Raw genomic sequence first — 23,319 nt, 5'->3', positions numbered from 1 at the left:
AGCCGAGAGGGCCGGTTTCCCAGCCTTGGGCTGCCCAGGCATCGCGAATGACGCCTGCGGAGATGTGGGCGCCGGTGGAGGCTGTCCAGTAGATGGCGCCGTTTTCGTAGCCTTGGGACACGCCTCCGTTCAGCCCTGCCCGCACATTCGTGACTGGCTTGCCGAGCATCGGAGACCCAGCTGCCAAGTCAGCGATGGCCTTAAAAGCTGCTTGAGGAATTCCTGCGTTCGCAAACGCGCTAAGGTCGGCGTAACTGCCGTTCCAAACATTCGAGTCGCCGGCAAACGGTCCGGTGCTGCTGTACTGCCAAATGCTATAGGTGCTCCAGCTCGCTGTGGGAACCGAGCCTGCATTGTTCGTCGGAGAGCTAGGGTACGCCGCAACCCAAAGCGGGTAAGCACCAAAACCTGCGGGATTGCCGAGGCACTGGTTCCACCAGTTGGTGTTGGTATAGATAACGGGAAGCCGGCCGGTCATCGACAGCATAGTGTTGCCGAAGTCGCGGACCCACGAAGCCAACTGAGCTGGCGACATGCCGTAGCACGTGTTGCCGAAGTAGAATCCGTTGATGGTCCTGCCCTCGTATGGGTTGAACTCAAAGTCCAGCACCGGGGGCATCGTGTATCCGTCGGCGGTCCAGCCACCACCGTTCTGTACGAAGTAGCGTGCCTGGTCGGCGCCTGAGGACCAGTTGGGGATGGCGAAGTGGTAAGCCCCGCGGATCATGCCAACATTCCTCGAGCCTTGATACTGCGAGCTGTAAGTAGGGCTCGTGTAGTAGTTTCCCTCGCTCGCCTTCACATACGCGAACCTCGCACCCATGTTCCACTGCTGCTGCCAGTCCACGCTGGGCTGGTGGCTGCTGACATCCAGTCCTTGGATGCCAAAGGTCGGCATCCACGTTCCTTCGGCGGACAAGGCCTCCGTGGTGAGTTTCTTGAAGCTGGTGCTTGAGGAAGATGCTGTCACCCGGGCGGAGCGCTGTCCCATCTCCGCTCCGCCACTGCCGATGGCTTCAGCCATGGCTGCCTTGGCAGCGGCGGAGTCCGTGGTCGGCACTGGGGTTGTCACCGGATCTTCAACCGTTGTCGGCGCCACCGAGGGAGCCGCGGTGGCGGTCGGTGATACCGCCTCGGGAGGCGTCGTCGGAACCGCAGAAGTGGGAGCCGGCGTCGGCGCGGATGTTGAAGGCGTCGGAGTCGGGGTCGGTTCAACAGCGAACGCGACGCCCGCCAGGCCGGGGCCCGCCACGAGAGCGGCAGCCAAAACTGCTGTCCCGAAGACTTGCCGGAGGGGACGATGATTGTTGGACTGGTTCCGCTTCATTTTGGCTCCGGAGACAATACGGCGCTGACGTGAGCGCGTCACAAGTGGGTTGCAGTTCAGGAGTCACTGAACTGGTTAAATCGAGACTTAACGCGCCTACCCTAACACCGCAGTGACTGCTGCAACCAGTGTTTCCGGTGTTGCCAATGTGAAAGATGCGTCACTGTTATCCACAGCCCGCCTCATATGACTTGGCGGCGTGCTGTACGCTCCCTAGGCTGTACCCAGTTGAACTGCCTCCGCCGGGGGCGGGAGTTGTATTGGGGAACTACATGGACGCTGTGCGAATCGTGGAAGACGAAGTCCGCGAGCTGATCCGCCGTCGGGGTCTTGATCCGCTGCGGCAGGCGGGCGAGGTCCGTCGTCTCGTAGAGGCGGCTGTCAGCGACTACGACGAACGGGCCCTGATGGGGCCGCTCCCTCCGATTGGTCCGCTGGAGGCCGCCCGCAGGTTTGTCTTTGATGCGGTGGCCGGCTTCGGTGTCCTTCAGCCGCTGCTGGACGATCCGACCATCGAGGAAGTCTGGATCAACGCGCCCAACGAAATCTACGTGGCCAGGAACGGCGAGTCGGAACTGACCTCACTCAGCCTCACGGACCAGCAGGTTCGCGATCTCGTGGAACGCATGTTGAAGAGTTCCGGCCGCCGCCTGGACATGTCATCGCCCTTCGTGGACGCAGCCTTGCCTGATGGTTCGAGACTCCACGTAGTTATTCCAGATGTCACCCGCAGGCACTGGGCCGTGAATATTCGCAAGTTCGTGGTGAAGGCCAGCCGCCTGGAGCACCTGGTCGAGCTTGGAACCCTGACACCACAGTCCGCCCGATTCCTCGGTGCAGCGGTGTCCAGCGGACTGAACATCCTCGTGTCGGGCTCAACCCAGGCGGGCAAGACCACCATGCTCAACTGCCTGGCAGCGAGCATCGGCAGCCGTGAGCGCGTCATTACGGTCGAGGAAATTTTCGAACTCCAGTTCCCGCTCCGGGACGTCGTCGGACTCCAATGCAGGCAGCCCAACCTCGAAAGCGAAGGCGAGATCCCACTGCGCAGGCTTGTAAAGGAAGCCCTCCGGATGCGCCCGGACAGACTAGTGGTGGGAGAGGTACGGGAAGCGGAAAGCCTGGACATGCTCATCGCCTTAAATAGTGGACTTCCGGGGATGTGCACCGTCCATGCAAACTCAGCCCACGACGCTGTGACCAAGATCTGTACCCTTCCGCTACTCGCCGGTGAAAATATCTCGTCTGCCTTCGTCGTCCCCACGGTGGCGTCCTGCATCGACCTCGTGGTCCACTGCAGCCGGCACGCCAACGGCCGCCGCCAAGTAACCGAGATCCTTTCCCTCGGCCGGCGGGTGGAAAACGGCATCATCGAATCCTCCATGGTTTTCGCCATGGAGGACGGCCAGCTGCAGCCGCGGGCCAACTCCATGCCCGCGGCGGAGAAGTTTTCCCGGGCAGGGTACGACGTCGCGGCGCTGCTGGAGCCGCGCTGATGGCGCCTCTGGTAGGGGTGCTTGCGGGCGCCGGGCTCTTCCTGATCTGGTGGTCGTTCTGGGAAAAGCCGGCAGCGCTGAAGCGCCGCCCGCGGGCCAGCCGCCTCGAGGACCTGCTGGCCTCCGCCGGAATCGAAAAGGTCACCGGGACGGGCCTCGTCGCGTCGTGCCTGGGACTGGGCATATTTGTGGCTCTCATCCTCTTTGTCGTCAGCCGGTCATGGCCTATATCCGTCTGCTTCGGACTTTTCGGCGGGTGGCTGCCCGTCAGCATTGTCCGGTGGCGGGCGACCAGGAGAACTGCCGTCCTACGCCAGCTCTGGCCGGACGTGGTGGACCACCTGCGGTCGGCCATCCGCGCCGGGCTTTCACTGCCGGAGGCCCTGATCCAGCTGGGGGAGAAAGGCCCCGAGGAGCTTCGGCATGTTTTCCGGGACTTCGGAGCCGACTACCGCGCGGGCGGGCAATTCGATGCATCTCTTAATAAACTCAAGGACCGGCTGGCGGACCCGGTGGCGGACCGGATCGTCGAGGCACTCAGGCTGACCCGTGAAGTGGGCGGTTCGGACCTGGGGAAACTGTTGGGCACCCTTGCGGAATTTCTCCGGGAAAATGCGCGGACACGCAGCGAGCTCGAGGCCCGGCAGTCCTGGACTGTCAACGCCGCCAGGCTCGCGGTTGCCGCTCCCTGGATCGTTATGCTCCTCCTGGCCACCCGGCCTGAAGCCGTGAACGCCTACAACACGCCCATGGGAGCCGGCGTCCTCCTCGGCGGGCTCGTGGTGTCGCTGGTCTGCTACTCCATCATGCTCCGCATCGGCGCCCTTCCGCAGGACGAACGGGTGCTGCGATGAACGGGATCTCGGCGGCTGCGATTGTGTGCGGCATCGTCCTCGGGACGGGCCTGTGGCTGATCTTCGTCCGGTTGCCCTTTATGCGGCCGCTCACATTCGTCGAGCGCATCGATCCGCAGCTGAAATCGCAAAACCTTGAATCGCGGTTGCTGCGGGCCAGCGGACAGAACGCCACGCCATTCGGACCGTTGGAACGGATCGTGCGTCCCCTGCTCCACGACGGACTCGCAGCCTTGGGGAAGCTGAACCTAGGGTCAAAGGCGCTGACCCGCAGGCTCGCCCAAGCCGGCATCAACAAATCACCCATAGATTTCCGGGCCGAACAGCTCCTCTGGGCCGCTGCTGGATTCGCCGCCGCCATGGCCGCGGTGGTGCTGGGCGCGGTAGCCGGCCGGTTCAGTCCATTCCTCGCGGTTGTCGCCGTCCTCGGAAGCGCGCTCGGCGGCTTTCTCTTCCGTGACTTCTGGTTGGGCGTCCAGATCAGCAGGCGGGAATCCCGGATGATGGCGGAGTTTCCCAGTCTTGCCGAGCTCATGGCCCTGGCTGTCGGTGCCGGTGAAAGTGCCACGGGGGCCCTGGACCGCGTCTGTCGCAGTGCCAGTGGCGAGCTGGCCAAGGAGTTTTCCAAGATTCTTGCTGAGACCAGAGCGGGAAAACCGCTGGTGGAAGCGCTCCAGGAGTTTTCCTCGCGGACAGATCTGGGGCCGCTCGTCAGATTTGTCGACGGAATCATCGTGGCGGTCGAGCGGGGCACACCCTTGGCAGATGTGCTGAGGGCTCAGGCCCAGGACGTCCGGGACACCGCAAAACGGGACCTCATGGAGTCGGCGGGCAAGAAAGAAATTGCCATGATGGTTCCTTTGGTCTTTGGTGTACTGCCCTTAACAGTGGTTTTCGCAGTGTTCCCCGGCATCGCGGCCATCAGCCTTGGACTTTAGCCATGAGCATCGCCAAGCCGTCACAGCCGCTAACCGCCACATGACTTCCACCGCGTCATTTACACAACGAATGGGACCGAAATGAAAAACATGGGAATCTCGGGCAGCCTGCTGCTCCTCGCTTTGCTGGCCGGCCTGTGGGCACGGACCAGTGAAACTGTGTCAGGCCGGAGGTACGCAGCGACGGATCCCGACGTGCCGGCACAAGACCACCCGGAACGTGGCGACGTCCCCGGTTGGGTGATGATCACCTTAATGTCCGCAGTTTTGGTGGCGGGGTTGCTGGCTCTCGCCGGCCCAGCCCTCGAAACGATGTTCAACCAGGCCATGGACAAGGTCGGAAAGTAAGTCATGCTGGGCGCCAGCCAATGCATGCCCAGCCGGGAACCGTGCCAGTCCCGGATCGGCGCTGAGCCGGGCTGGCGCACGGATGAACGCGGTTCTGCCGTCGTGGACTTCGTCCTCGTGGGTGGCCTGCTCACCATGTTTTTTCTGGCGATAATCCAGCTGACCCTGGTCCTGCACGTCCGCAACACACTGATCGACGCGGCAGCCTCAGGGGCACGTTATGGAACCCTCGCAGACCGGGGAGCGTCAGATGCCCAGGAACGGGCGGCGACGCTCATCGAGACTTCCCTAAACGCTGAGTTCGCGCAGGACATCACAACTGCCGAAGTGACGTTCCAGGGCCTGCGGACCCTCGAAGTGACCATCAAGGCTCCGATGCCCGTCATCGGGCTGATCGGCCCCCGGGACCTGCTGGAGGTGAAAGGCCATGCGGCCATCCAGCCCTAACACCTGGCGTTCCCGCCTACGCAAGCGATTCAGCGAGGCGCTCAGCAACGAGCACAGGGAAAAGGGGAGTGCAGTGGTCGAATTCACCTTCCTCGCGCTGCTCCTGATGGTCCCATTGGTCTACTTCATCATCACCGTGGGACAGATCCAGGGTGGGTCCTTCGCCGTGGTCGGCGCCGCCGACCAGGCCGCGAAGGTGTTCGTCGCCCAACCGGATGCAGAGTCTGCCGAGGCTGCTGCCGAACGGGCAGCCCTCATCGCCCTCGCGGACTTCGGCCACGATGCCGAGCAGGCACGCGTATCCACCCGCTGCGACCCTGCCGACTGCCAGGCTGCGGGCACGGCCATCACCGTCACGGTCAACCTCACTGTCCCGCTGCCCTTCGTGCCATTCAACGAGGACTTCAGGCTCAAGGCCAGCGAAGTTGAAGCCTCGTCCACCCAACTGGTGGGCAGGTTCCGGTGACCCAAAAGTGACGCAGAAAGCGATCCCCGAAGCCACGCAGAGCGATCCAGGTGAGGGCGGCCAGATGACCGTCATGATCATCGGCTACGTCGCGCTGGCCCTCTTGGTGGTCACAGTGGTCATCGGCATCTCCAGCGTCTACCTCGAACACAAGCGGCTGTTGTCCCTGGCCGACGGCGCCTCGCTGGCCGCCGCCGACAGCTACACCTTGGGCGAGGTCGGGGGAGAGGGCGGGAGCCCCTCAGCCGTACTGGGCCCTGGACGCGTCCGCAGCGTTGCGGCCGACTTTATCGCGCGGAGCCCGTCGTCGGCCCGGTTCGACGGGTTAGCCGTTTCAGCGGCGACCGGCAGCCCTGACGGGTCCACCGCCGTCGTGGTTCTCAGCGCTGTTGTCCACCCTCCGGTGGTGAACTTCCTGGTGCCTGATGGCATCAGAATTGAAGCGGCCTCCACGGCCCGTTCCCGGCTCACGCGCTGACCGGAAGCGGAGAAGCCAGGAGAAGTCCGGCACTCCGGCCGGATAGCGTAGGCTTAAACGACCATGGCCAATATTGATTTTTCCGCAGAAATCCGCGCTCTTCGCGCCACCTACACCTCCATCGAGCGAGTCAGCGATGTTGAGGCTCTGAAGGAAGACATCGCCGAACTGAGCGAACGCGCCGGCGAGCCTGACCTGTGGGATGACCCCGCCGCGGCGCAGAAGATCACCTCCCGCCTGTCGCACCGCCAGTCCGAGCTGGAGCGGCTGAACCGGCTGGTATCGCGGATCGATGACCTGGAAGTGCTGGTGGAGCTTGGCCAGGACGAGGATGACGCCGATTCCATGGGCGAAGCTGCAACCGAGCTGGAGTCCATCAGGAAATCCCTGAAGGAACTCGAGGTAGTGACGCTGCTTTCGGGAGAGTACGACGAACGTGAAGCCGTGGTGTCCATCAGGGCCGGGGCCGGCGGCGTGGACGCCGCAGACTTCGCCGAAATGCTCATGCGTATGTACCTTCGCTGGGCCGAACGCCACGGGTACCCCACCACCGTCATGGACACCTCCTACGCCGAAGAGGCGGGACTGAAGTCCGCAACGTTCGAAGTCAAGGCACCGTATGCGTTCGGCACGCTCAGCGTCGAAGCCGGGACCCACCGCCTGGTGCGGATCAGCCCGTTCGACAACCAGGGCCGCCGCCAGACGTCCTTCGCCGCCGTCGAGGTCATTCCGCTCATCGAGTCAACGGACTCCATCGACATACCGGACAACGAGATCCGTGTGGACGTGTTCAGGTCCTCCGGTCCCGGCGGGCAGTCGGTTAACACCACCGACTCCGCCGTCCGGTTGACCCACATCCCCACCGGCACCGTGGTGTCGATGCAGAACGAAAAGTCGCAGCTCCAGAACCGGGCAGCAGCCCTGCGCGTTTTGCAGTCCCGGCTCCTTCTCCTGAAGAAGGAGCAGGAGGACGCCGAAAAGAAGGCGTTCGCCGGCGATGTCAAGGCATCCTGGGGCGATCAGATGCGCTCCTACGTCCTGAACCCGTACCAGATGGTCAAGGACCTCAGGACCGAACACGAGGTAGGCAACACCTCCGCCGTGTTCGACGGCGAAATTGACGACTTCATCGACGCCGGGATCCGCTGGCGCACCGACAACCGGAACGCCGAGAAGTCGTAGCTGCTGTGCCTACCCGGTAGGCCTGATCGCGCGACACACCCCCGAAGCCCCCGAAAACCGGCCAAAAGCCTGCGTATAGTCGAGGAGCCGGAGCTCTACTTCCCCCAAACGAATGCCCGTGCTCCGGCTGCAGATCTGGGCTGTATCAGCCGTGCCCTGCAGGGTAATTAGGGCCATGATCCGATTCGAAAATGTCACCAAGGTCTACGACCATACGGCCCGGCCTGCGCTGGACGATGTCAGCCTTGAGATTGACCGTGGTGAATTTGCCTTCCTCGTCGGCGCTTCCGGATCCGGAAAGTCCACGTTCCTGCGGCTGGTGCTGAAGGAAGACCGGGCCTCCTCGGGCGCCGTGTACGTCGCCGGGCAAAACGTCGCCAAGATCTCCAGCTGGCGCGTGCCCAGGCTCCGCCGCGGCATCGGCGTGGTCTTCCAGGACTTCCGGCTCCTTCCGCAGAAGAGCGTGTTCGCCAACGTAGCCTTCGCGATGCAGGTCATCGGCAAGAGCCGCAGCGTCATCCGCGACACCGTTCCCGAAGTCCTGAAGACCGTGGGCCTGGAAGGCAAGGAAAACCGCCTTCCGCATGAGCTTTCCGGCGGCGAGCAGCAGCGTGTGGCCATCGCCCGTGCCGTAGTCAACCGCCCCGGCATCCTCCTCGCCGATGAACCCACCGGCAACCTGGACCCCACCACCTCCATGGGCATCATGGGCGTGCTGGACAAGATCAACCAGAACGGCACCACGGTGGTCATGGCCACGCACGACGACGACATCGTCAACGAGATGCGCAAGCGCGTTGTAGAGCTCAGGAATGGCATCGTCATCCGCGACGAGGCCAAAGCAATGTATACCTCCATGATCCCCGTGGTGGGCCAGTCCCGCCGGCTCAGGGACGCCAGCGGCCGCGACGAATCCCAGCCGCCCGCATCAGGGGAACGCAATCCGGGCGCAGGGGAGGAGCAGCGATGAGGCTCGCCTTTGTCCTCGGCGAAATCGGCAGCGGACTGCGCCGCAACGTTTCCATGGTGGTCTCGGTCATCCTGGTCACCTTTGTCTCACTGACATTCGTGGGTGCCGCAGGCATGCTGCAGCTCCAGATCAACCAGATGAAGGGCTACTGGTACGACAAAGTCCAGGTTGCCATCTTCCTCTGCAGTGACGGTTCGACGGCGGCCGGTTGCGCAACGGGCCCGGTCACCCCGGAGCAGCAGGACAACCTGCAGACCCTGCTCGAATCACCCGCCGTGGCCCAGTACGTCAACGATTTCCAGTACGAGTCCAAGGAAGAGGCCTACAAGCACTTCAAGGACCAGTTCTCGAATTCTCCGATCGTGGATTCCGTCACGCCGGACCAGCTCCCTTCATCGTTCCGCATCAACATGAAGGATCCGGAAAAATACCAGATCATCAGCGAGACGTTCTCCTCGCAGCCGGGCGTCGAAACGGTCATTGACCAGCGCCAGCTGCTCGAGCGGCTCTTCTCGGCCATGAATGCCGCCTCCCTGGTTGCTGTCAGCATCGCCGGCGTGATGATTATCTGTGCCATTCTCCTGATCGCCACCACCATCCGGCTCTCGGCCTTCAGCCGCCGCCGCGAAACCGGGATCATGCGCCTGGTGGGCGCGTCCAAGATCGTCATCCAGCTGCCGTTCATCCTTGAAGGCGTGATTGCGGCGGTGATCGGCGCCGCGCTGGCATCCGGCACGCTGTGGGCAGTGGCGCACTTCTTCCTGGGCGAATACCTGTCCAAGCAGTATCCGGACACGGCGTTTATCTCGCCGGGCCAGACGCTCATTCTTGCGCCGGCCTTGCTGATCCTTGGCGGATCTTTGGCAGGAATTTCGTCGCTCTTGACCTTACGCAGATATTTGAAGGTCTAGGCTGTGCAAACCGAACAAGGAATCCTGATGAACGAATTGCACCGAACTGCGCCCCGACACCGGGCCGAACGCCGGCGACCTGCGGGCCGCCGCGGCGGCCTGATCAGCGGCGTCCTGGCCCTGCTCCTCGCCGCCAGCATGGGTGCGTCAGCCCCGGTGGCGCACGCCGATGAGCTCGATGACAAGCGTGCCGCCCTCGAAGCTGAGGCGGCCCGGGTTCAGCAGTCCCTGGAATTCGTGGACTCACGCATCGCGAAGGCCGCCGGCGATCTAGTGATCTACCAGGGCCAGCTGCCGGGCGCCCAGCAGGCACTCCTGGAGGCCCAGGGGCGCGTGGCCAGTGCGGTCAAGGAAGTCGAAGCCCTGACGGCGCGGGTTGACCTTGCACAGCAGAATAAGGCCAAAATCACCCAGCAGCTTGAGGCTGACAAGCAGAAGATCGCGGACACCAAGAAGCTGATCGGCCAGATCGCCACCCAGGCCTACAAGTCCGGAGGCGTGCCGTCGAACCTGACCCTCTTCTTCGGGGCAAACAACGGCGGCAGCCTGACCGACACCATGGACCTCGCGGACCAGGCCATGCGCAGCCAGAACGCCGCCATGGACAAGCTGTCCCAGCAAAGCGCCACAAATGTGAACTCGCAGGCCCGGCTCGAAGCCGTTGAGGCAGAAATCAGGGACCTCAAAGCCAAGGCAGACGCCGCCTTGGAACGGGAAAAGGCTGCCCGTGACGAGGCGGCTGCCAAGAAGGCCCAGGTTGACCAGCTGATCGCCGATACAACAAGACTTGACGCTGAACTCCAGGCAGCGAAACCTGGCATTCAGTCCCAAATGGCGGCGGTTGCAGCAAGCCAGAACGCCATAGCCAACGAGATCGCCGAACGTGACCGCAGACTCCGGGAGGCCTGGGAAGCAGAGCAGCGCCGCCTCGCTGAGGCTGCTGCTGCCGCCGCACGGGCGCAGGGCCAGGCCGAGCAGCCGTACGCCCCGGTGACCGGATCGCCGTCGGCCTTTGGCTTGCGGCATCCCTTCTCGGGCGACGTGCCCATCACCTCCGGCTTTGGCTGGCGCTCAACCCCGCCGGGAACCATCGACTTCTACGGCACCGGCGGTTACCTCCACACCGGCATCGACTTCGGCGCCGCCTGCGGCACTCCGGTCTACGCAGCGGCAGCCGGCGAGGTCTTCTCCTCAGGCTGGAACTCCGCCGACGGCGGCGGCTGGCGCGTGAAGCTCTCCCACGGAGTGGTGCAGGGCAACTCGCTGACCACTATTGTTTACCACAACGCCAGCGTCGTGGTCTCCAACGGCCAGCAGGTTTCCGCCGGGCAGCTCATCGCCTACTCGGGCAGCACCGGCAACTCAACGGGCTGCCACGCACACTTTGAAACCTGGCTCAACGGGGCCGCAGTGGACCCGATGCGGCTGCTGTAACGCCGGTCCGCGCCTGCCGTACACTGGTATGACTCCGCGCCGGAACGGCCGGAGCCAACCAGGATCCAAGAACTGAGGAGTTCAACCGTGCCCAAAGAAAGTGGCCGTAAAGTAGTGGCCACCAACCGCAAGGCCCGGCATGACTACCACGTGCTGGATACCTACGAGGCTGGCATCGCCCTGATGGGGACCGAGGTCAAGTCGCTGCGCGAAGGCCACGCCTCCATGGTGGACGGTTTCTGCACGTTCTATAACGACGAGCTGTGGATGGAGGGCATCCATATCCCGGAGTACAACCAGGGGAGCTGGACCAATCACTCCGCACGCCGCCGTCGGAAGCTGTTGCTGCACCGTGAAGAGCTCAACAAGATCTCCGTGAAGATCCGGGAGTCCGGCTTCACAGTGGTGCCGCTGCAGCTGTACTTCCTCGATGGCCGGGCCAAGGTGGAGATCGGCGTCGCACGCGGTAAGCGGGAGTACGACAAGCGCCAGACCCTGCGTGAGCAGCAGGACAACCGCGAAGCCCTTCGCGAGGTCCGGGAACGCAACCGCAGGTAGGAATGATTTCCGCCGGGCATGCGTTATGATAGATAGTCCGGCAGGGATTTGTGCGTGCACAGCCCGGCCGGTTTGAAAACAAAATACGGGGATGATCGGTTTCGACGATGTTAGTCGCGACAGGTGAAGCGGGCCGAGGATGCAGAATTATCTCGTAAACGCTGTCTGCAAACCAATAAGTGCCAAATCAAACCGCACTGACTTCGCTCTCGCTGCCTAAGCAGTAAGACAGTCCGTCAGCCCGAGGTTGCTATTGCCCCGGATCCTGGCGTCATTTAGATAGCCACTGCTGCTTGCCTCCGTCATCGGGGCAAACGGGACTCTTAGATGACTGGGCCCGGATCAGCCACCTGTTTGCAGGAGGGCTGGGGCCGAGAAAGTCCGACGCAAACTGCGCCCGGAGAAGCCCTGTTAACACAACATCGGACGGGGGTTCAATTCCCCCCATCTCCACATTTTGAATGTCGCAAGACATTGCCAGAAGACCCGGACCCGCGTCCGGGTCTTCTGGCATTTAAGCGCGGTGTTGAGTGCCCTGTTCACCCACGGCGTAGCTTTTCCGGGACTACGCGGTGCTACCCCGTGGTTGTCGCCAATAAGCTCCGGCGCAGCAGCAGGTCTGGAAGCCGGGGGCAGCAACGCCAGCCAGGAGGTGTGCCATGGAACAGGCGCAGGAACCCAATGCAGCGGCCGACGACGGTCCGCTGGACTCGTATTCGGAGACCGTCATGCGCGTGGCTGAGACGGTCACCCCGCATGTTGCGGCCATTGAAATGACCGGCAACCGCCGTAACGGCCGGTTCCGCATGGGCGCAGGCTCGGCGGTGCTCTTCACTGAAGACGGCTACCTGCTCACCAATTCGCATGTGGTGGCCGGCACCCATCAAGGCCATGCCGCCTTTGCTGACGGCAGCCGGACCGATCTTGCACTGGTGGGGGCGGATCCTTTGTCCGACCTCGCGGTGCTCCACGGCAGGGCACCGAAAGTGGCCCCGGCGCAGTTCGGCGATGCCGAGACGTTGCGGGTGGGCCAGCTGGTCATTGCGGTGGGGAATCCGCTGGGCCTGGCCGGATCAGTTACAGCGGGTGTGGTCAGCGGCCTGGGCCGTGCCATTCCGGTATGGTCCAGTGGCAACCGGCGCGTGATCGAGGACGTCATCCAGACCGACGCAGCACTCAATGCTGGCAGTTCCGGCGGAGCGCTGGCCGATACGCACGGCCGCATCGTGGGAATTAACACAGCGGTGGCCGGAGCGGGGCTGGGCCTGGCCGTGCCCATCAACACCACCACGCGGCGCATCATCTCAGCGCTGCTGAAGGACGGCCGTGTCAGGCGGGCTTATCTCGGCGTGGTCAGCACACCTTTCCGGCTCAATGCCAGCGCGGTGATCAGAACGGGACAACGGGACGGGCTGCGCGTGGTGGAGGTTTTGGCCGGTTCGCCTGCAGACCGCGGGGGCCTGCGGGCGGGTGACGTCATCCTGACAGCCGGAAGCCGTCCCGTCAGCAACGCCGAGAGCCTGCAGAAGCTGCTGTTCGCCGATGCGATCGGCCAGCCGCTGCCGATTCGAGTGCTGAGGGACGGCCAGGAAGTGGACATTGTGGCAGTGCCCGAAGAGATGGCCGGGAACGGGTAAACCGCTACCGGCGCTTCTTCAGGTGCGCTACCGGGTCCTGCGGGCCTTCAACCGGGCTCTTGGCCTTCTTTTCCGCGCGTTTTTCCTTGATGGTTTTGACCGGCTTTTTGTGCAGCTGCTGATGTGGTGACTTGTCCGGCATGGCGTGCTCCTTACAACGGGGGACGGGCTGCGTCCCACTTCGTAAAATACGCCTGTTCAGCCCCGAATGTAATGCCCCGAATCAGTCCGGAACTGCCACGTCCGCGATGCCCACGAAACGGGTCCCGACGCCGTCGAACTCGCTCCTGATGAGGCCCGGCCGCAGCGGCGGCACCTCGTCCGGGGCATGGTGCTCGCACACCACATACGTGAATTCCGGCCACCATTTTTTGGGCCGGGCCGCTTCCTCGTAGCCGCAGACGGCACATTCCAGGTGCACCCAGACCGGACGCTTGCCGGTCCGGTTGGCCCGCGACTGGATCAGCCATGCCGGTGGGTTGTCCAGGATTTCGCCCAGCTCCGCCTCGGTCAGTCGTTTCGGGATGCCATGGCGCTGGGCCATTTCCATCGGTACATCAAGGGCAATTGCCGCGTCGCGTCTGCTAATCATCAGAGTCAACGATACGGGACCGGGACAAACCTGAATGAGTCCCTTACGACGCCAGTGCGATGCCGACAGCCGCCGCGGCAAATCCGGCGGCCAGGTTGGCGCCGATGTTCAGGGCGGCGGCACTGAACCGCGACTCGCTCAGGAGCCGCACCGTGGCGGTGGTCCAGGAGCTGAACGTGGTGAGCCCGCCCGCCAGGCCGGTGGCGACAGCGGTCTGCCACTCGGGGGCAAGGCCGAGCCGTCCGGTGATGCCGATGGACAGTCCGATGATCAGGCACCCGGTGACGTTGACGGTGAGCGTGGCCCACGGCCAGTGCCGCAGCCTACCGCTCGGGCTGACGGCCGTGCGGAGCCCCTCGCGGTGGGCGAACCAGCTGTCGACGGCGAAGCGCAGCAGGGCGCCCGCCATGCCGAACACTCCCACCAGGACCGCGCCCATCACGGCGCTGTCCCCGCCCGGTCACCCTGCAGCCGGTCGGTGAGTAGCCGTCCGGTCCGCCAGCCACCGGCCGCGCCGCCCAGTCCCAGCAGCAGGGATAGCCCCAGGTAGGCGATCCACACGGGATGTTCGCCGGCCCTGGACAGCTGGTCACTCGAGAAAACGACTGCTGAGAACGTGGTGAACGAGCCCAGGAATCCGGGCCCCAGGCCGGCGCGGAGCCAGAATGCCGTCTGCGGCCGGGCCATCCAGACCGTAGTGAGGGCAGCCAGCACAAAACTTCCGGTGACGTTGATGGCCAGGGTGGTCCAGGGCATTGCCCCCACGGTTTCCGGAAAGGCGAGTCCCAGCCCGTACCGGAGTTCCGTTCCGGCGAGGCCGCCTGCCGCCACGGCCAGCCAGGCCCGCCAGTGCGGAACGCGGGCGTTCGTCATTCAGCTGCCGCTGAAGGTGCAGCCGGTATGGGGGTGGTCACTGTGGACCCAGAGCGCCGCGGTGACTTCATCCGCGAGATCGTAGTCCCGCTTCCTGCCGGCGTTGCTGATCCGCACCACCAGCGCTCCGCCAAACGGCTTACGGCCCACTACCTCGACCTCGTCGTCGAGGTCGATTTCCTCGGCGGAAAGATACCGCAGCAGATCAGGGTTCTCGTCGCTGATACGGGTGATCCGGCCGGTGTGCCCGGGATCGAGTTCGCCGAGGAGGTGGGCCTCGGGCAGGCGCACGGTGCCGTCCGCGGCGGGGATCGGGTCACCGTGCGGGTCACGTTGCGGGTTGCCCAGTTTTGCCGCCATACGCTCAATAAACGTGTCCGACACCGCGTGCTCCAGCAGTTCGGCTTCGTCGTGGACTTCGTCCCAGCTGTAACCAAGCTCCTGCACCAGGTAGGTCTCAATGAGCCGGTGCCGGCGCACCATGGACAATGCCAGCCGGACCCCGGAGTCTGTAAGGGTGATGGCGCTGTATGGCTTGTGGTCCACCAGGCCCTGGTCCTTGAGCTTGCGGACCATCTCCGAGACCGAGGAATTGGCCACCCCCAGGCGCTGCGCGAGCTGCGAGGACGTGATGGGTTTGTCCTGCCACTCCGTGAAGCCGTAGATGACCTTGACGTAGTCCTCGATCGAGGAGGAGGGCGCGCTGGTCTTCACGTTCCCAAGCCTACCCGGTGGTCAGCGCCCGTCACGCCTTCGTGGCCCGCCACGTCAAAGTCAGGTACGGCAGGCTGATCTCCTCTTCGGCGGCGTGCCCCAGGTGTTCGTGCAGGTACCAGTCGAGGTTGGCGAGGACCTTGCCGCGCGTGGCTTCGCCGGCGCGCAGGTAGTAGCTGCGGGACTTCGTCAGTTCCATGATGTCCGCCGTGCTGAGGCTGTCCTCCCACCGCGTCACATGGCTCTCGAGGCCTTCAAACTCCGGCCCCACCACCGGGCGGAACCCGGGCTTGTAGACGTCGCCCGCGTGCATGATGCGGGACAACCGGTGCACCCACGGAACGGACGTGTCCAGCTGGTTCCAGATCAGCCCCAGAGTTCCGCCGGGCCGCAGGATCCGCGCCAGTTCGGTGCTCGCCTGCAGCGGATCGCACCAGTGCCAGGCCTGCGCCACGCTTACGACGTCGAACGAGGAGTCAGCGAGTCCCGTCGCCTCTGCCGTCCCCTGCGTCGCGTCCGCCGCCGCGTAGTGGGCCCGCAGCTGTTCGAGCATGTCCGGCGACGGATCCACGGCGGAAACCGCCAGGCTGCGTTCCAGCAGAAGGGCGGTGAACTTGCCGGTTCCGGCGCCCACGTCCACGGCGTCCGTGGCCCCGGCAGGGATCAGCCAGTCCGCTGAGTCGGCAGGGTAGCCAGGGCGTACGCGCTGGTAATGTTCGCCGCCGTCCTGGAAACTCTGTCCGAGTTCCAGGCGGCGTCCGTGCTCAAGTCTGGGGCCACCCCGTGCCACGTGCGGCCTCCTTCAACTGTGCCCATCGGTATCCTTCGAATTTACCGCATGGGCCGCAGCCGCTGGGGCAGGCGGCAGTCAGGCAGCGGTCAGGTCAGGAACCAGGGGAGGAAAGCGTCAGTCAGTCGTCAAGGCACGGAGCTGCGCCGGCGGTGCCCGGGGTGTTGGGAGCCCAGTGAGGGTACGTGCGGGAGTCGTTGGCCGGAACCCAGCGGCCCGCGTCCACCACGTAGTCCCAGCCCAGGCCGGTCCGGCGGAGTTGCTCCAGGCCGGCAAGGAGGCGCTGGGCATCCTCCAGCCGTGAGCCCACGCCGAAGCTGGCCCGCAGGGAACCGGAGGGAAGGCCGAGGCGCTTGAGCAGCGGGTGCGCGCAGAAGCGGCCGTCCCGGAGGCCAACGCCATGCTCGGCCGACAGGTACGCGGCCACAAGCCCGGCGTCGTACCCTGCCACGGAGAAGTTCACCACGCCGATGGTGCCCGCTTCAGCGTCCGTGTCCGAGAAGATCTGGTGCACGGTGACGCCGTCGATCTTCCCGAGCCCTTCCACCAGGAATGACCTGATGGCTGCCTCGTGGGCGTGCCAGCGGTCGTGGTCCAGGGACGCGATGACCTGGGTGGCGCGGGCCAGGGTGGCCGCGCCGAGGACGTTGGGGGAGCCGCCCTCGTGCCGGGCCGGACCGGTGGCCCAGCTGACGCCGTCGAGCCTGGCCTCGCGGACGGCGCCGCCGCCGGCCAGGTGGGGCGTGCCGGCGTCGAGCCAGTCGGTGCGGCCCACCAGGACGCCGGAGCCGAACGGCGCGTAGAGCTTGTGCCCGGAGAAGGCGAGGTAGTCGACGTCGTCGGTGCTGATATTGATGCGCCGGTGCGGCGCCAGCTGCGCGGCGTCCACCACGATCCGCGCTCCGTACTCATGGGCGAGGGCGGCCAGGGCCTTGATCGGGAGGATCTCGCCGGTGACGTTGGAGGCGCCCGTGACCGCGAGGAGGCTGACGTTGCCCTGCTCAAGTTCGGCGCGGAGGACCTCGATGGTCCCCACGATGGTGTCCGCGGCGACAACGCTGCGGTGCGGGACTCCCTGCCACGGAAGCAGGTTGGCATGGTGTTCGATGTCCAAGTAGAGGACATCGCCATTGGGCCGTCCGTCCGTCGCCGGCAGGCAACCCGCCAGCAGGTTCAGCGAGTCGGTGGTGTTCCGGGTGAAGATGACGGAGTCGTCCGGGCGCCCGCCCACAAAGTCGCGCACGATGTCCCGGGCGTTCTCGTAGACGGAGGTGCTGATCTGCGACGCGTAGCCGGCGCCGCGATGGACGCTGGCGTAGAACGGCAGGATCTCGTTGAGGTAGGCCGACACGACGGAGAGGGCGGGAGCGGATGCGCCGTAGTCCAGGTTCGCGTACCGGACATGGCCGCCCTGGATCAGCGGTGCCTGGATTTCCGCCCCGGTGACCGCAGAGAGGGGGCGCCCTGCAATAGCGGCGTCATCGTGGATCAGCGCAGTGGCATTGGCGGGGGCGGCGTTGCTGGGAGAAACAGTGTTGGGGGAGACAGTGGCAGTTGTCACGGAGACCTCACTCTAGAAGGACTCCCGGTAACGGGAATCCGCGCTTGCCGTGTCCATTCCGGACCGGCCTGGTCGTCACCCGGGGCACCCCACCGCGAATGGAGGGTTGCCGGCCAGCAAACCGGGGTTTCGCGCTGGCACTCGTGACCTGTTAAGAAGCGTAGAACATCCGCCGCTGCAGAAAGGAAGCTCGGCCCAATGTTAAGGACTTTGTTACGCGCGTTTGAGGAACAGCCTCATTTGTCGAAGATACGACGGCGGACGCCCCCTTGAGGAGGCGTCCGCCGTCGATAATTCGAAGAAAGTGCCTAGAGGAGATCGTCCAGATCCGGGTTCAGCCGCTTGAGCACCTCTGAGTGCAGGATGGAGTTCGTGGCCAGGGCGTTGCCGCCGAACGGCCCGTCCTGTCCCTCCAAGGAGGTGAAGCGGCCGCCGGCTTCCACTACGATGGGCACCAGGGCAGCCATATCGTACAGGTTCAGTTCGGGCTCGCAGGCGATGTCCACGGAACCTTCGGCCACCATGCAGTAGGACCAGAAATCGCCGTAGGCGCGCGTGCGCCACACGTCCTCGGTCAGGCCCAGGAACTCATCCAGGTTGCCGCGTTCCTTCCAGCCGCCCAGGCTGGAGTAGGACAGGGAGGCATCCGAAAGTTTGGAGACGTCGGAGACGCGGAGCCGCGTTGCGGCGGCGAGGGACTTGCCCATGTACGCGCCGGAACCCTTGGCGGCCCACCAGCGTTTGCCCAGCGCGGGCGCGCTGACCACTCCCACCACGGGTTCGCCTTCGTCCACGAGGGCGATCAGGGTGGCCCAAACCGGGACGCCGCGGACAAAGTTCTTGGTGCCGTCGATGGGATCAATGATCCAGCGGCGGGAGCCATGGCCCGAACTGCCGAATTCCTCGCCCAGCACGGCGTCGCGCGGACGCGAGCGGGACAGCTGGCCGCGGATGGCTTCCTCCGCGGACTTGTCCGCGTCCGTTACCGGCGTCAGGTCCGGCTTGGTCTCGATGCGGAGGTCCAGTGCCTTGAAGCGGCTCATGGTCTGGTCATCCACGGAATCTGCCAGCACATGGGCAAGGCGCAAGTCATCGTTGTAGCTCGAAGCGGGTTGGATCATGGTTCCAAACTACCGTCTCAGGGCCGCAGTGTTGGGGACATCGGCGTCCCGTCTAGCCGATGCTGCCGAGTTCCTTGGTTTCCTGGCCCACCAGGCGGGGATCCGTGCCCAGCAGCCGTCGCAGGGACGCGAGCCGGGCCGGGCCGGTGGGGCCCGCGTGGCCGGCGGACACCCAGGCATCCACGCCGCAGTTGACGGCCGCGGTGTTGTGCTTGCAGCCACGCTCGCAGGCATCCGTACCCGGCTCCAGGTCCGGGAAGGACCGCAGGATCCGGTCCGGGTCCACGTGGGCCAGGCCGAACGAACGGATGCCAGGGGTGTCGATGATCCAGCTTCCGGCGGGAGCTCCGGTCAGCTTCAGGGCTAGGGCCGACGACGACGTGTGGCGGCCGCGGCCGGTCACGGCGTTCACACCACCGGTGGCCCGTTCGGCCCCGGTGAGCGCATTGACCATGGTTGACTTGCCCACGCCGGAATGACCCAGCATCACCGAGACCTTGCCCTCGAGGTACGCGCGGAGCTGCGAAACTGCGTCACTGTCCAGGCGGGCCGAGAGGCCGTCGTCGGAGCGGGCATCGATACCTGAGGCTTCGGAGTCCGACGTGCGGCTGATGATCACCGGGAAGTCCAGGTGCTCGTAGTTGGACAGCAGTTCCGCCGGATCCTTGACGTCCGCCTTGGTGACGAGCAGCAGCGGCTCAATGCCGGCGTCGTAAGCGGCCACCAGGGCGCGGTCGATGAAGCCTGTGCGCGGCTCCGGGTTTGCGGCGGCCACCACCACCACCAGCTGATCGGCGTTGGCCACCACCGCACGCTCGATCGGATCAGTGTCATCGGCGCTGCGGCGCAGCAGGGTCCTGCGGTCCTGGATCCGGACCAGGCGGGCCAGCGTGTCGGGTTCGCCGGAGACATCTCCAACGAGGGAGACGAAGTCGCCGGCAACCACGGGGGAGCGGCGGAGTTCGCGGGCCCTGGCTGCGATGATGATCCGCTCGTCGCCCGAGTCTTCGCCGACGACGGCGGTGTACCGGCCGCGGTCCACGGTGATGATGCGGCCCGTGACGGCGTCGTCGTGGCTGGGGCGGTCCTTCGTGCGCGGCCGGGAGCCCTTTTTGCTGGGCCGGATCCGGACGTCGGACTCGTCCCAGGAATCAGTGCTGCGTGCCACCAGTGGGGCCTTCCGCGCGCTTGTCGGCAGCAGCGCCCTGGGCCAGCATGTCGGCCCACATCTGCGGGAATTCCGGCATGGTCTTAGCAGTGGTGGCGATGTCCTGGACTTCGATGCCCGGCACCGCGAGGCCGAGGATGGCACCGGCGGTGGCCATCCTGTGGTCCGCGTAGCTGTGGACGACGCCGGCGTGCAGCTTTGCCGGGCGGATTACCAGGCCGTCGCTGGTCTCCTCCGCGTCGCCGCCGAGGCGGTTGATTTCTGTGACCAGCGCGGCCAACCGGTCCGTCTCGTGGCCGCGAAGGTGCGCGATGCCGGTCAGCCGTGAAGGTCCGCTTGCCAGGGCGCAGAGGGCCGCCACAGTAGGGGCGAGTTCGCTGGTTTCGTCAAAATCCGCACCCTTGATCTCTGGCCCGCCCGTGACGGTCAGGACGCCGTCAGCCAGGCTGACGTCCGCGCCCATGTCCGCCAGGATGCTGCGCCAGAGGTCTCCCACCTGGGTGGTGCCGGCGGGCCAGTCCGGGATCCGGACGGTGCCGCCGGAGGCCAGCGCGGCGGCCAGGAACGGGCCGGCGTTGGAGAGGTCCTGCTCAATGCGCTGGTCAAAGGCGCGGATGGGGCCCGGTGTCACTACCCAGTGGTTGGGCACGGAATCGTCAACTGATACACCGACGCCGCGGAGTACGGCAACGGTCATGTTGATGTGGTCCAGGCTCGGCACCGGTTTGCCCACGTGCTCCAGGTGGAGTCCGTCGGTAAACCTGGCGCCGACCAGCAGGAGGGCCGAGACGAACTGTGACGACGCACTGGCATCGATCACCAGGTGGCCGCCCCGGACTTCCCCGGTGCCTTCCACGGTGAACGGCAGCGACGAGGGGGTCCCGCCGTCGTCCGCGGTCAGGGCCACCCCGAGGGCTTTCAGGGCCTCGATGATGGTGCCCATGGGACGCTTCCGGGCGTGGGGGTCGCCGTCGAAAACGCTCACGCCGTTGCGCAACGCCGCAAGCGGCGGAACAAAACGCATTACTGTTCCGGCGAGGCCGCAGTCAATGTGCGTCCGTGACGACGGCGCCTCCTGGCTCAGGGGCATGACCTCAAGGTCCGGCCCGAACGCGCCGTCGCCGGGCACCTCCGTGATGGTGGCTCCCAACTGGCGGAGGGCGTCGATCATCAACGCAGAGTCCCGGGAATGCAGGGGGGCGCGGAGGCGGGACGGCCCGTCAGCCAGCGCGGCCAGCACCAGGAACCGGTTGGTCAGGGATTTTGAACCCGGCACCGTGACGGTGGCGTTGATGGGCCTGCTGGCGAAGGGGGCCGGCCAGTGCGGAACGGTGCCGGTGGAGCTGTGTGAGTCGGTGGCTGCGGGCGGGGTGGAACCGGTCATCCGTCCTTACGCCCCCGTTGCGTGTTCGACGGCGCGGCGCACGGCCTTGTCTGCCTTGTTAAGCTTTTGGCCGGTGGTCTTGCGGGCGCCGGCGGCGCTCTTCCGGGCGTCCGCGGCGAGGTGCCCGGCACGCCAGGCCAGGCCCGGCTTGCCAGCGGTGTCCACCGAGGCCAGCAGGGCGCCGCCGCTGAGGGAAATGTTCTTGAGCAGCTGGTTCCGGCGGGCCTGGCGGCCTTCCTTGGTGCTGATGTCTGCGCTGCGCCATTCCACAAAGGTGTTCAGGAGCGAGATGACTGTCAGCAGCGTTGCCGAGAGGCGGCTGAACTTGCCCAGGCCGAACAGTACGCCTGCACCCACCTGCGTTCCTCCGATCACCCGTGCCAGCATCTTTTCGTCGGCCTGGAACGGCAGCGACGCGGCTGCCTTCTGCAGGAGCGGCGAGAGCTGGGTGGCGGTGTCATCGGCATTCTTCAGCTTGTCCAGTCCGGCGACTACGAAACTGGAAGCCAGCATGGGGCGGGCGAGAGTACGGACAAAGGACATGGATTTCCTCCTGGCTGGACGAACCGCACCGGATGCGGCGGAGTCCGTTCTAGTCTTGCACTTTTGGGGAATATTTGCCTGCCGCCAGCGGTTATGGTTTGCGGGTCCGCCGAACACCGGACGAATTGACTCATCATGGATTCCCCGGCAGGTATTTGCCTGGAACACTATGGCCTGACACAGACTGGAGTTGCCCTTGAGGTTACTGAAGGACGGGACGGAGCCCGCCGGACCCGTAGCACTGCAGACTCTGGAATCCGATCCTCCGGAGTACGGATCGCCGCGTGCCAAGGCCGTCACAGTAGACTTGAACGCAATGAGCACCCTGGATCCGGCCCTCGAGGCCATGTATGAGGCCTCCGTACGCGAAGCCAAAACAAGCAGCGAAGCCAATGCCCGCAGCGATGCGCCGGCAGGGAGTGACTCGCGGCCGGCAGACGCGCAGCCTGCAGGGGATGTCCCTGCGCCCGCTGAGCCTGTGCCCGCTGAGCCTGCGCCCGCCGAGCAACCCGTGGATGTGGCCACCGAATCAGCGGAAGAACGCCGGGTCCGTTTTGAGCGTGATGCCATGCAGTACGTGGATCAGCTCTACTCGGCCGCCATGCGGATGGCCAGGAACCCCGCAGATGCGGAAGACCTGGTCCAGGAGGCCTACACCAAGGCGTTCTCAGCGTTCCACCAGTACAAACCCGGCACCAACCTCAAGGCCTGGCTGTACCGGATCCTGACCAACACGTACATCAACCTCTACCGCAAGCGGCAGCGGGAACCGCTGCAGTCGAACTCGGACACCATCGAGGACTGGCAGCTGGCCAGGGCGGAGTCGCACACGTCCCGCGGCCTGCGCTCGGCCGAGGCTGAGGCGCTGGACCACCTGCCGGACTCGGACGTCAAGCGGGCGCTCCAGGCCATTCCCGAGGAGTTCCGGCTGGCGGTGTACTTCGCCGACGTCGAAGGCTTCGCGTACAAGGAAATCTCGGACATCATGAACACGCCGATCGGGACAGTGATGTCCCGGCTCCACCGCGGCCGGAAAATGTTGCGGGACATGCTGGCGGACTATGCCGCCGAACGAGGATTCAAAGGCGCCGTCGAATCACAGGACACGGCCGCGAGCACAAAACAGGAGAACAGGAAATGAGCGACTGCCAGGGATTGGGCGACTGCGATGACGCCCGGATGCAACGCATCTACGAATACCTCGACGGGGCGTTGACCCGCGAGGACATCACGGAAATCAAGACCCACCTTGATGAGTGCCCTGAGTGCACGGAGCAGTACGACCTCGAGTGCGTGATCCGCACCATGGTGAAGCGCTCGTGCACCGAGGCCGCTCCGGAAAACCTGAAGAACGCCATCCTGGACCGGATCCACTCCATTCGCCCGGTGGACGCCTGACGCAAGCGGTACCCGTCTGCAGGGACCCACGTGACCGCATCGACGCCGGACTGCGTCGATGCCCGTCAGCAGAACCGCAGGCGCCAAAGACCAGCGCAAAGACGAAGGACCCCGAAAGCCGTTTGGCTT

Annotated in this window: 27 protein-coding genes, 1 other RNA gene and 1 riboswitch; of the genes, 16 read left to right on the top strand and 12 right to left on the bottom strand. The window is 65.0% G+C overall.

The window, feature by feature from the left end; translation table 11 throughout:
- Window positions 1-1,327: GH25 family lysozyme (locus ACX80M_RS04620; protein ID WP_459309068.1), on the bottom strand; the 1,327-nt coding region annotated here is incomplete at its 3' end.
- Between the two features lie 272 nt (window positions 1,328-1,599).
- Here ACX80M_RS04620 and ACX80M_RS04615 point away from each other — a divergent pair.
- From ACX80M_RS04615 to ACX80M_RS04550, 14 genes are all read left to right on the top strand, one after another.
- Entirely contained in the window at window positions 1,600-2,823 is a 1,224-nt protein-coding gene (locus tag ACX80M_RS04615) for a CpaF family protein (protein WP_459309066.1), read from the top strand.
- Window positions 2,823-3,677, top strand: a complete 855-nt coding sequence (locus tag ACX80M_RS04610; protein ID WP_252611665.1) for a type II secretion system F family protein — start codon at window positions 2,823-2,825, stop codon at window positions 3,675-3,677. Before ACX80M_RS04615 ends, ACX80M_RS04610 begins: the two co-directional genes overlap by 1 nt.
- On the top strand, window positions 3,674-4,615 hold the full coding sequence (locus ACX80M_RS04605) for a type II secretion system F family protein (RefSeq protein ID WP_459309063.1): 942 nt from the start codon (window positions 3,674-3,676) through the stop codon (window positions 4,613-4,615). Before ACX80M_RS04610 ends, ACX80M_RS04605 begins: the two co-directional genes overlap by 4 nt.
- 81 nt (window positions 4,616-4,696) lie before the next feature.
- Entirely contained in the window at window positions 4,697-4,963 is a 267-nt protein-coding gene (locus tag ACX80M_RS04600) for a hypothetical protein (protein WP_252611669.1), read from the top strand.
- A gap of 24 nt (window positions 4,964-4,987) precedes the next feature.
- Complete coding sequence (locus ACX80M_RS04595; RefSeq protein WP_252600149.1) at window positions 4,988-5,410, top strand: TadE family protein; 423 nt, start codon at window positions 4,988-4,990, stop codon at window positions 5,408-5,410.
- Window positions 5,411-5,483: 73 nt separating this feature from the next.
- Window positions 5,484-5,876, top strand: a complete 393-nt coding sequence (locus ACX80M_RS04590; RefSeq protein ID WP_252600128.1) for a hypothetical protein — start codon at window positions 5,484-5,486, stop codon at window positions 5,874-5,876.
- Window positions 5,877-5,940: 64 nt separating this feature from the next.
- On the top strand, window positions 5,941-6,354 hold the full coding sequence (locus ACX80M_RS04585) for a pilus assembly protein TadG-related protein (protein WP_252600148.1): 414 nt from the start codon (window positions 5,941-5,943) through the stop codon (window positions 6,352-6,354).
- Between the two features lie 63 nt (window positions 6,355-6,417).
- A complete protein-coding gene (gene prfB, locus ACX80M_RS04580; protein ID WP_058931963.1) occupies window positions 6,418-7,536 on the top strand; it encodes a peptide chain release factor 2 in 1,119 nt (372 codons plus the stop codon).
- A gap of 175 nt (window positions 7,537-7,711) precedes the next feature.
- Window positions 7,712-8,506, top strand: a complete 795-nt coding sequence (gene ftsE / locus ACX80M_RS04575; protein ID WP_252600127.1) for a cell division ATP-binding protein FtsE — start codon at window positions 7,712-7,714, stop codon at window positions 8,504-8,506.
- Window positions 8,503-9,417 carry a permease-like cell division protein FtsX gene (gene ftsX, locus ACX80M_RS04570; protein ID WP_252600126.1) on the top strand — a complete coding sequence of 305 codons (915 nt, stop codon included), beginning with the start codon at window positions 8,503-8,505 and terminating at the stop codon, window positions 9,415-9,417. The genes ftsE and ftsX overlap by 4 nt, the downstream gene beginning before the upstream one ends.
- A 27-nt stretch (window positions 9,418-9,444) precedes the next feature.
- Entirely contained in the window at window positions 9,445-10,851 is a 1,407-nt protein-coding gene (locus ACX80M_RS04565) for a peptidoglycan DD-metalloendopeptidase family protein (RefSeq protein ID WP_252600125.1), read from the top strand.
- An 87-nt stretch (window positions 10,852-10,938) separates the two neighbouring features.
- On the top strand, window positions 10,939-11,409 hold the full coding sequence (gene smpB / locus ACX80M_RS04560) for an SsrA-binding protein SmpB (RefSeq protein WP_056343258.1): 471 nt from the start codon (window positions 10,939-10,941) through the stop codon (window positions 11,407-11,409).
- An 87-nt stretch (window positions 11,410-11,496) separates the two neighbouring features.
- Window positions 11,497-11,865: a transfer-messenger RNA gene (gene ssrA, locus ACX80M_RS04555) on the top strand.
- A 203-nt stretch (window positions 11,866-12,068) separates the two neighbouring features.
- Window positions 12,069-13,046, top strand: coding sequence for a S1C family serine protease (locus tag ACX80M_RS04550; protein ID WP_459309059.1), 978 nt, complete (start codon window positions 12,069-12,071; stop codon window positions 13,044-13,046).
- A 4-nt stretch (window positions 13,047-13,050) separates the two neighbouring features.
- Here ACX80M_RS04550 and ACX80M_RS04545 read toward each other — a convergent pair whose 3' ends face one another.
- The 11 genes from ACX80M_RS04545 to ACX80M_RS04495 all read right to left on the bottom strand — a co-directional run bounded on the left by ACX80M_RS04545 (window position 13,051) and on the right by ACX80M_RS04495 (window position 21,792).
- The gene (locus tag ACX80M_RS04545; RefSeq protein ID WP_167349845.1) at window positions 13,051-13,188 is read right to left on the bottom strand and encodes a hypothetical protein; all 138 of its coding nucleotides are present in this window, start codon (window positions 13,186-13,188) and stop codon (window positions 13,051-13,053) included.
- Between the two features lie 81 nt (window positions 13,189-13,269).
- Entirely contained in the window at window positions 13,270-13,638 is a 369-nt protein-coding gene (locus ACX80M_RS04540) for a hypothetical protein (protein WP_056343264.1), read from the bottom strand.
- Window positions 13,639-13,681: 43 nt separating this feature from the next.
- Window positions 13,682-14,077, bottom strand: a complete 396-nt coding sequence (locus tag ACX80M_RS04535) for a fluoride efflux transporter FluC (protein ID WP_252600147.1) — start codon at window positions 14,075-14,077, stop codon at window positions 13,682-13,684.
- Window positions 14,077-14,511: a fluoride efflux transporter FluC gene (locus tag ACX80M_RS04530; protein WP_252611681.1), complete on the bottom strand. Its 435-nt coding sequence runs from the start codon at window positions 14,509-14,511 to the stop codon at window positions 14,077-14,079. The genes ACX80M_RS04535 and ACX80M_RS04530 overlap by 1 nt, the downstream gene beginning before the upstream one ends.
- A complete protein-coding gene (locus tag ACX80M_RS04525) occupies window positions 14,512-15,225 on the bottom strand; it encodes a metal-dependent transcriptional regulator (protein WP_252611683.1) in 714 nt (237 codons plus the stop codon).
- 31 nt (window positions 15,226-15,256) lie between these two features.
- Window positions 15,257-16,015 carry a class I SAM-dependent methyltransferase gene (locus ACX80M_RS04520; RefSeq protein ID WP_252611685.1) on the bottom strand — a complete coding sequence of 253 codons (759 nt, stop codon included), beginning with the start codon at window positions 16,013-16,015 and terminating at the stop codon, window positions 15,257-15,259.
- Between the two features lie 121 nt (window positions 16,016-16,136).
- Window positions 16,137-17,576 (bottom strand): aminotransferase class V-fold PLP-dependent enzyme, encoded by a 1,440-nt coding sequence (locus ACX80M_RS04515; RefSeq protein ID WP_252611687.1) that lies wholly within the window; start codon window positions 17,574-17,576, stop codon window positions 16,137-16,139.
- Window positions 17,577-17,611: 35 nt separating this feature from the next.
- Window positions 17,612-17,725: riboswitch (SAM riboswitch) on the bottom strand.
- Window positions 17,726-17,884: 159 nt separating this feature from the next.
- A complete protein-coding gene (hisN, locus tag ACX80M_RS04510; protein ID WP_104061136.1) occupies window positions 17,885-18,697 on the bottom strand; it encodes a histidinol-phosphatase in 813 nt (270 codons plus the stop codon).
- A gap of 52 nt (window positions 18,698-18,749) precedes the next feature.
- Window positions 18,750-19,865: a ribosome small subunit-dependent GTPase A gene (gene rsgA / locus ACX80M_RS04505; protein WP_058931974.1), complete on the bottom strand. Its 1,116-nt coding sequence runs from the start codon at window positions 19,863-19,865 to the stop codon at window positions 18,750-18,752.
- On the bottom strand, window positions 19,849-21,249 hold the full coding sequence (aroA, locus tag ACX80M_RS04500; protein ID WP_459309054.1) for a 3-phosphoshikimate 1-carboxyvinyltransferase: 1,401 nt from the start codon (window positions 21,247-21,249) through the stop codon (window positions 19,849-19,851). Before aroA ends, rsgA begins: the two co-directional genes overlap by 17 nt.
- A gap of 6 nt (window positions 21,250-21,255) precedes the next feature.
- Window positions 21,256-21,792 (bottom strand): DoxX family protein, encoded by a 537-nt coding sequence (locus tag ACX80M_RS04495; protein WP_252600117.1) that lies wholly within the window; start codon window positions 21,790-21,792, stop codon window positions 21,256-21,258.
- A 316-nt stretch (window positions 21,793-22,108) separates the two neighbouring features.
- Here ACX80M_RS04495 and ACX80M_RS04490 point away from each other — a divergent pair, with 316 nt between their 5' ends.
- Window positions 22,109-22,933, top strand: a complete 825-nt coding sequence (locus ACX80M_RS04490; protein ID WP_459309051.1) for a sigma-70 family RNA polymerase sigma factor — start codon at window positions 22,109-22,111, stop codon at window positions 22,931-22,933.
- The gene (gene rsrA, locus ACX80M_RS04485; protein ID WP_185260958.1) at window positions 22,930-23,190 is read left to right on the top strand and encodes a mycothiol system anti-sigma-R factor; all 261 of its coding nucleotides are present in this window, start codon (window positions 22,930-22,932) and stop codon (window positions 23,188-23,190) included. Before ACX80M_RS04490 ends, rsrA begins: the two co-directional genes overlap by 4 nt.
- Window positions 23,191-23,319 lie beyond the last annotated feature (129 nt).

The organism is Pseudarthrobacter sp. MDT1-22 (assembly GCF_054511035.1).
Note: the sequence above shows the minus strand (reverse complement) of the source record. Positions and strands in the feature narration are given on the sequence as shown.

What these genes read in the sequence shown, in the direction of transcription:
- ACX80M_RS04615 (WP_459309066.1), top strand. Translation starts at nt 1,600, where the DNA reads ATGGACGCTGTGCGAATCGTGGAAGACGAAGTCCGCGAGCTGATCCGC.
- ACX80M_RS04610 (WP_252611665.1), top strand. Translation starts at nt 2,823, where the DNA reads ATGGCGCCTCTGGTAGGGGTGCTTGCGGGCGCCGGGCTCTTCCTGATC.
- ACX80M_RS04605 (WP_459309063.1), top strand. Translation starts at nt 3,674, where the DNA reads ATGAACGGGATCTCGGCGGCTGCGATTGTGTGCGGCATCGTCCTCGGG.
- ACX80M_RS04600 (WP_252611669.1), top strand. Translation starts at nt 4,697, where the DNA reads ATGAAAAACATGGGAATCTCGGGCAGCCTGCTGCTCCTCGCTTTGCTG.
- ACX80M_RS04595 (WP_252600149.1), top strand. Translation starts at nt 4,988, where the DNA reads ATGCCCAGCCGGGAACCGTGCCAGTCCCGGATCGGCGCTGAGCCGGGC.
- ACX80M_RS04585 (WP_252600148.1), top strand. Translation starts at nt 5,941, where the DNA reads ATGACCGTCATGATCATCGGCTACGTCGCGCTGGCCCTCTTGGTGGTC.
- prfB (WP_058931963.1), top strand. Translation starts at nt 6,418, where the DNA reads ATGGCCAATATTGATTTTTCCGCAGAAATCCGCGCTCTTCGCGCCACC.
- ftsE (WP_252600127.1), top strand. Translation starts at nt 7,712, where the DNA reads ATGATCCGATTCGAAAATGTCACCAAGGTCTACGACCATACGGCCCGG.
- ftsX (WP_252600126.1), top strand. Translation starts at nt 8,503, where the DNA reads ATGAGGCTCGCCTTTGTCCTCGGCGAAATCGGCAGCGGACTGCGCCGC.
- ACX80M_RS04565 (WP_252600125.1), top strand. Translation starts at nt 9,445, where the DNA reads ATGAACGAATTGCACCGAACTGCGCCCCGACACCGGGCCGAACGCCGG.
- ACX80M_RS04550 (WP_459309059.1), top strand. Translation starts at nt 12,069, where the DNA reads ATGGAACAGGCGCAGGAACCCAATGCAGCGGCCGACGACGGTCCGCTG.
- ACX80M_RS04545 (WP_167349845.1), bottom strand. Translation starts at nt 13,188, where the DNA reads ATGCCGGACAAGTCACCACATCAGCAGCTGCACAAAAAGCCGGTCAAA.
- ACX80M_RS04540 (WP_056343264.1), bottom strand. Translation starts at nt 13,638, where the DNA reads ATGATTAGCAGACGCGACGCGGCAATTGCCCTTGATGTACCGATGGAA.
- ACX80M_RS04535 (WP_252600147.1), bottom strand. Translation starts at nt 14,077, where the DNA reads ATGGGCGCGGTCCTGGTGGGAGTGTTCGGCATGGCGGGCGCCCTGCTG.
- ACX80M_RS04530 (WP_252611681.1), bottom strand. Translation starts at nt 14,511, where the DNA reads ATGACGAACGCCCGCGTTCCGCACTGGCGGGCCTGGCTGGCCGTGGCG.
- hisN (WP_104061136.1), bottom strand. Translation starts at nt 18,697, where the DNA reads ATGATCCAACCCGCTTCGAGCTACAACGATGACTTGCGCCTTGCCCAT.
- aroA (WP_459309054.1), bottom strand. Translation starts at nt 21,249, where the DNA reads ATGACCGGTTCCACCCCGCCCGCAGCCACCGACTCACACAGCTCCACC.
- ACX80M_RS04495 (WP_252600117.1), bottom strand. Translation starts at nt 21,792, where the DNA reads ATGTCCTTTGTCCGTACTCTCGCCCGCCCCATGCTGGCTTCCAGTTTC.
- ACX80M_RS04490 (WP_459309051.1), top strand. Translation starts at nt 22,109, where the DNA reads ATGAGCACCCTGGATCCGGCCCTCGAGGCCATGTATGAGGCCTCCGTA.
- rsrA (WP_185260958.1), top strand. Translation starts at nt 22,930, where the DNA reads ATGAGCGACTGCCAGGGATTGGGCGACTGCGATGACGCCCGGATGCAA.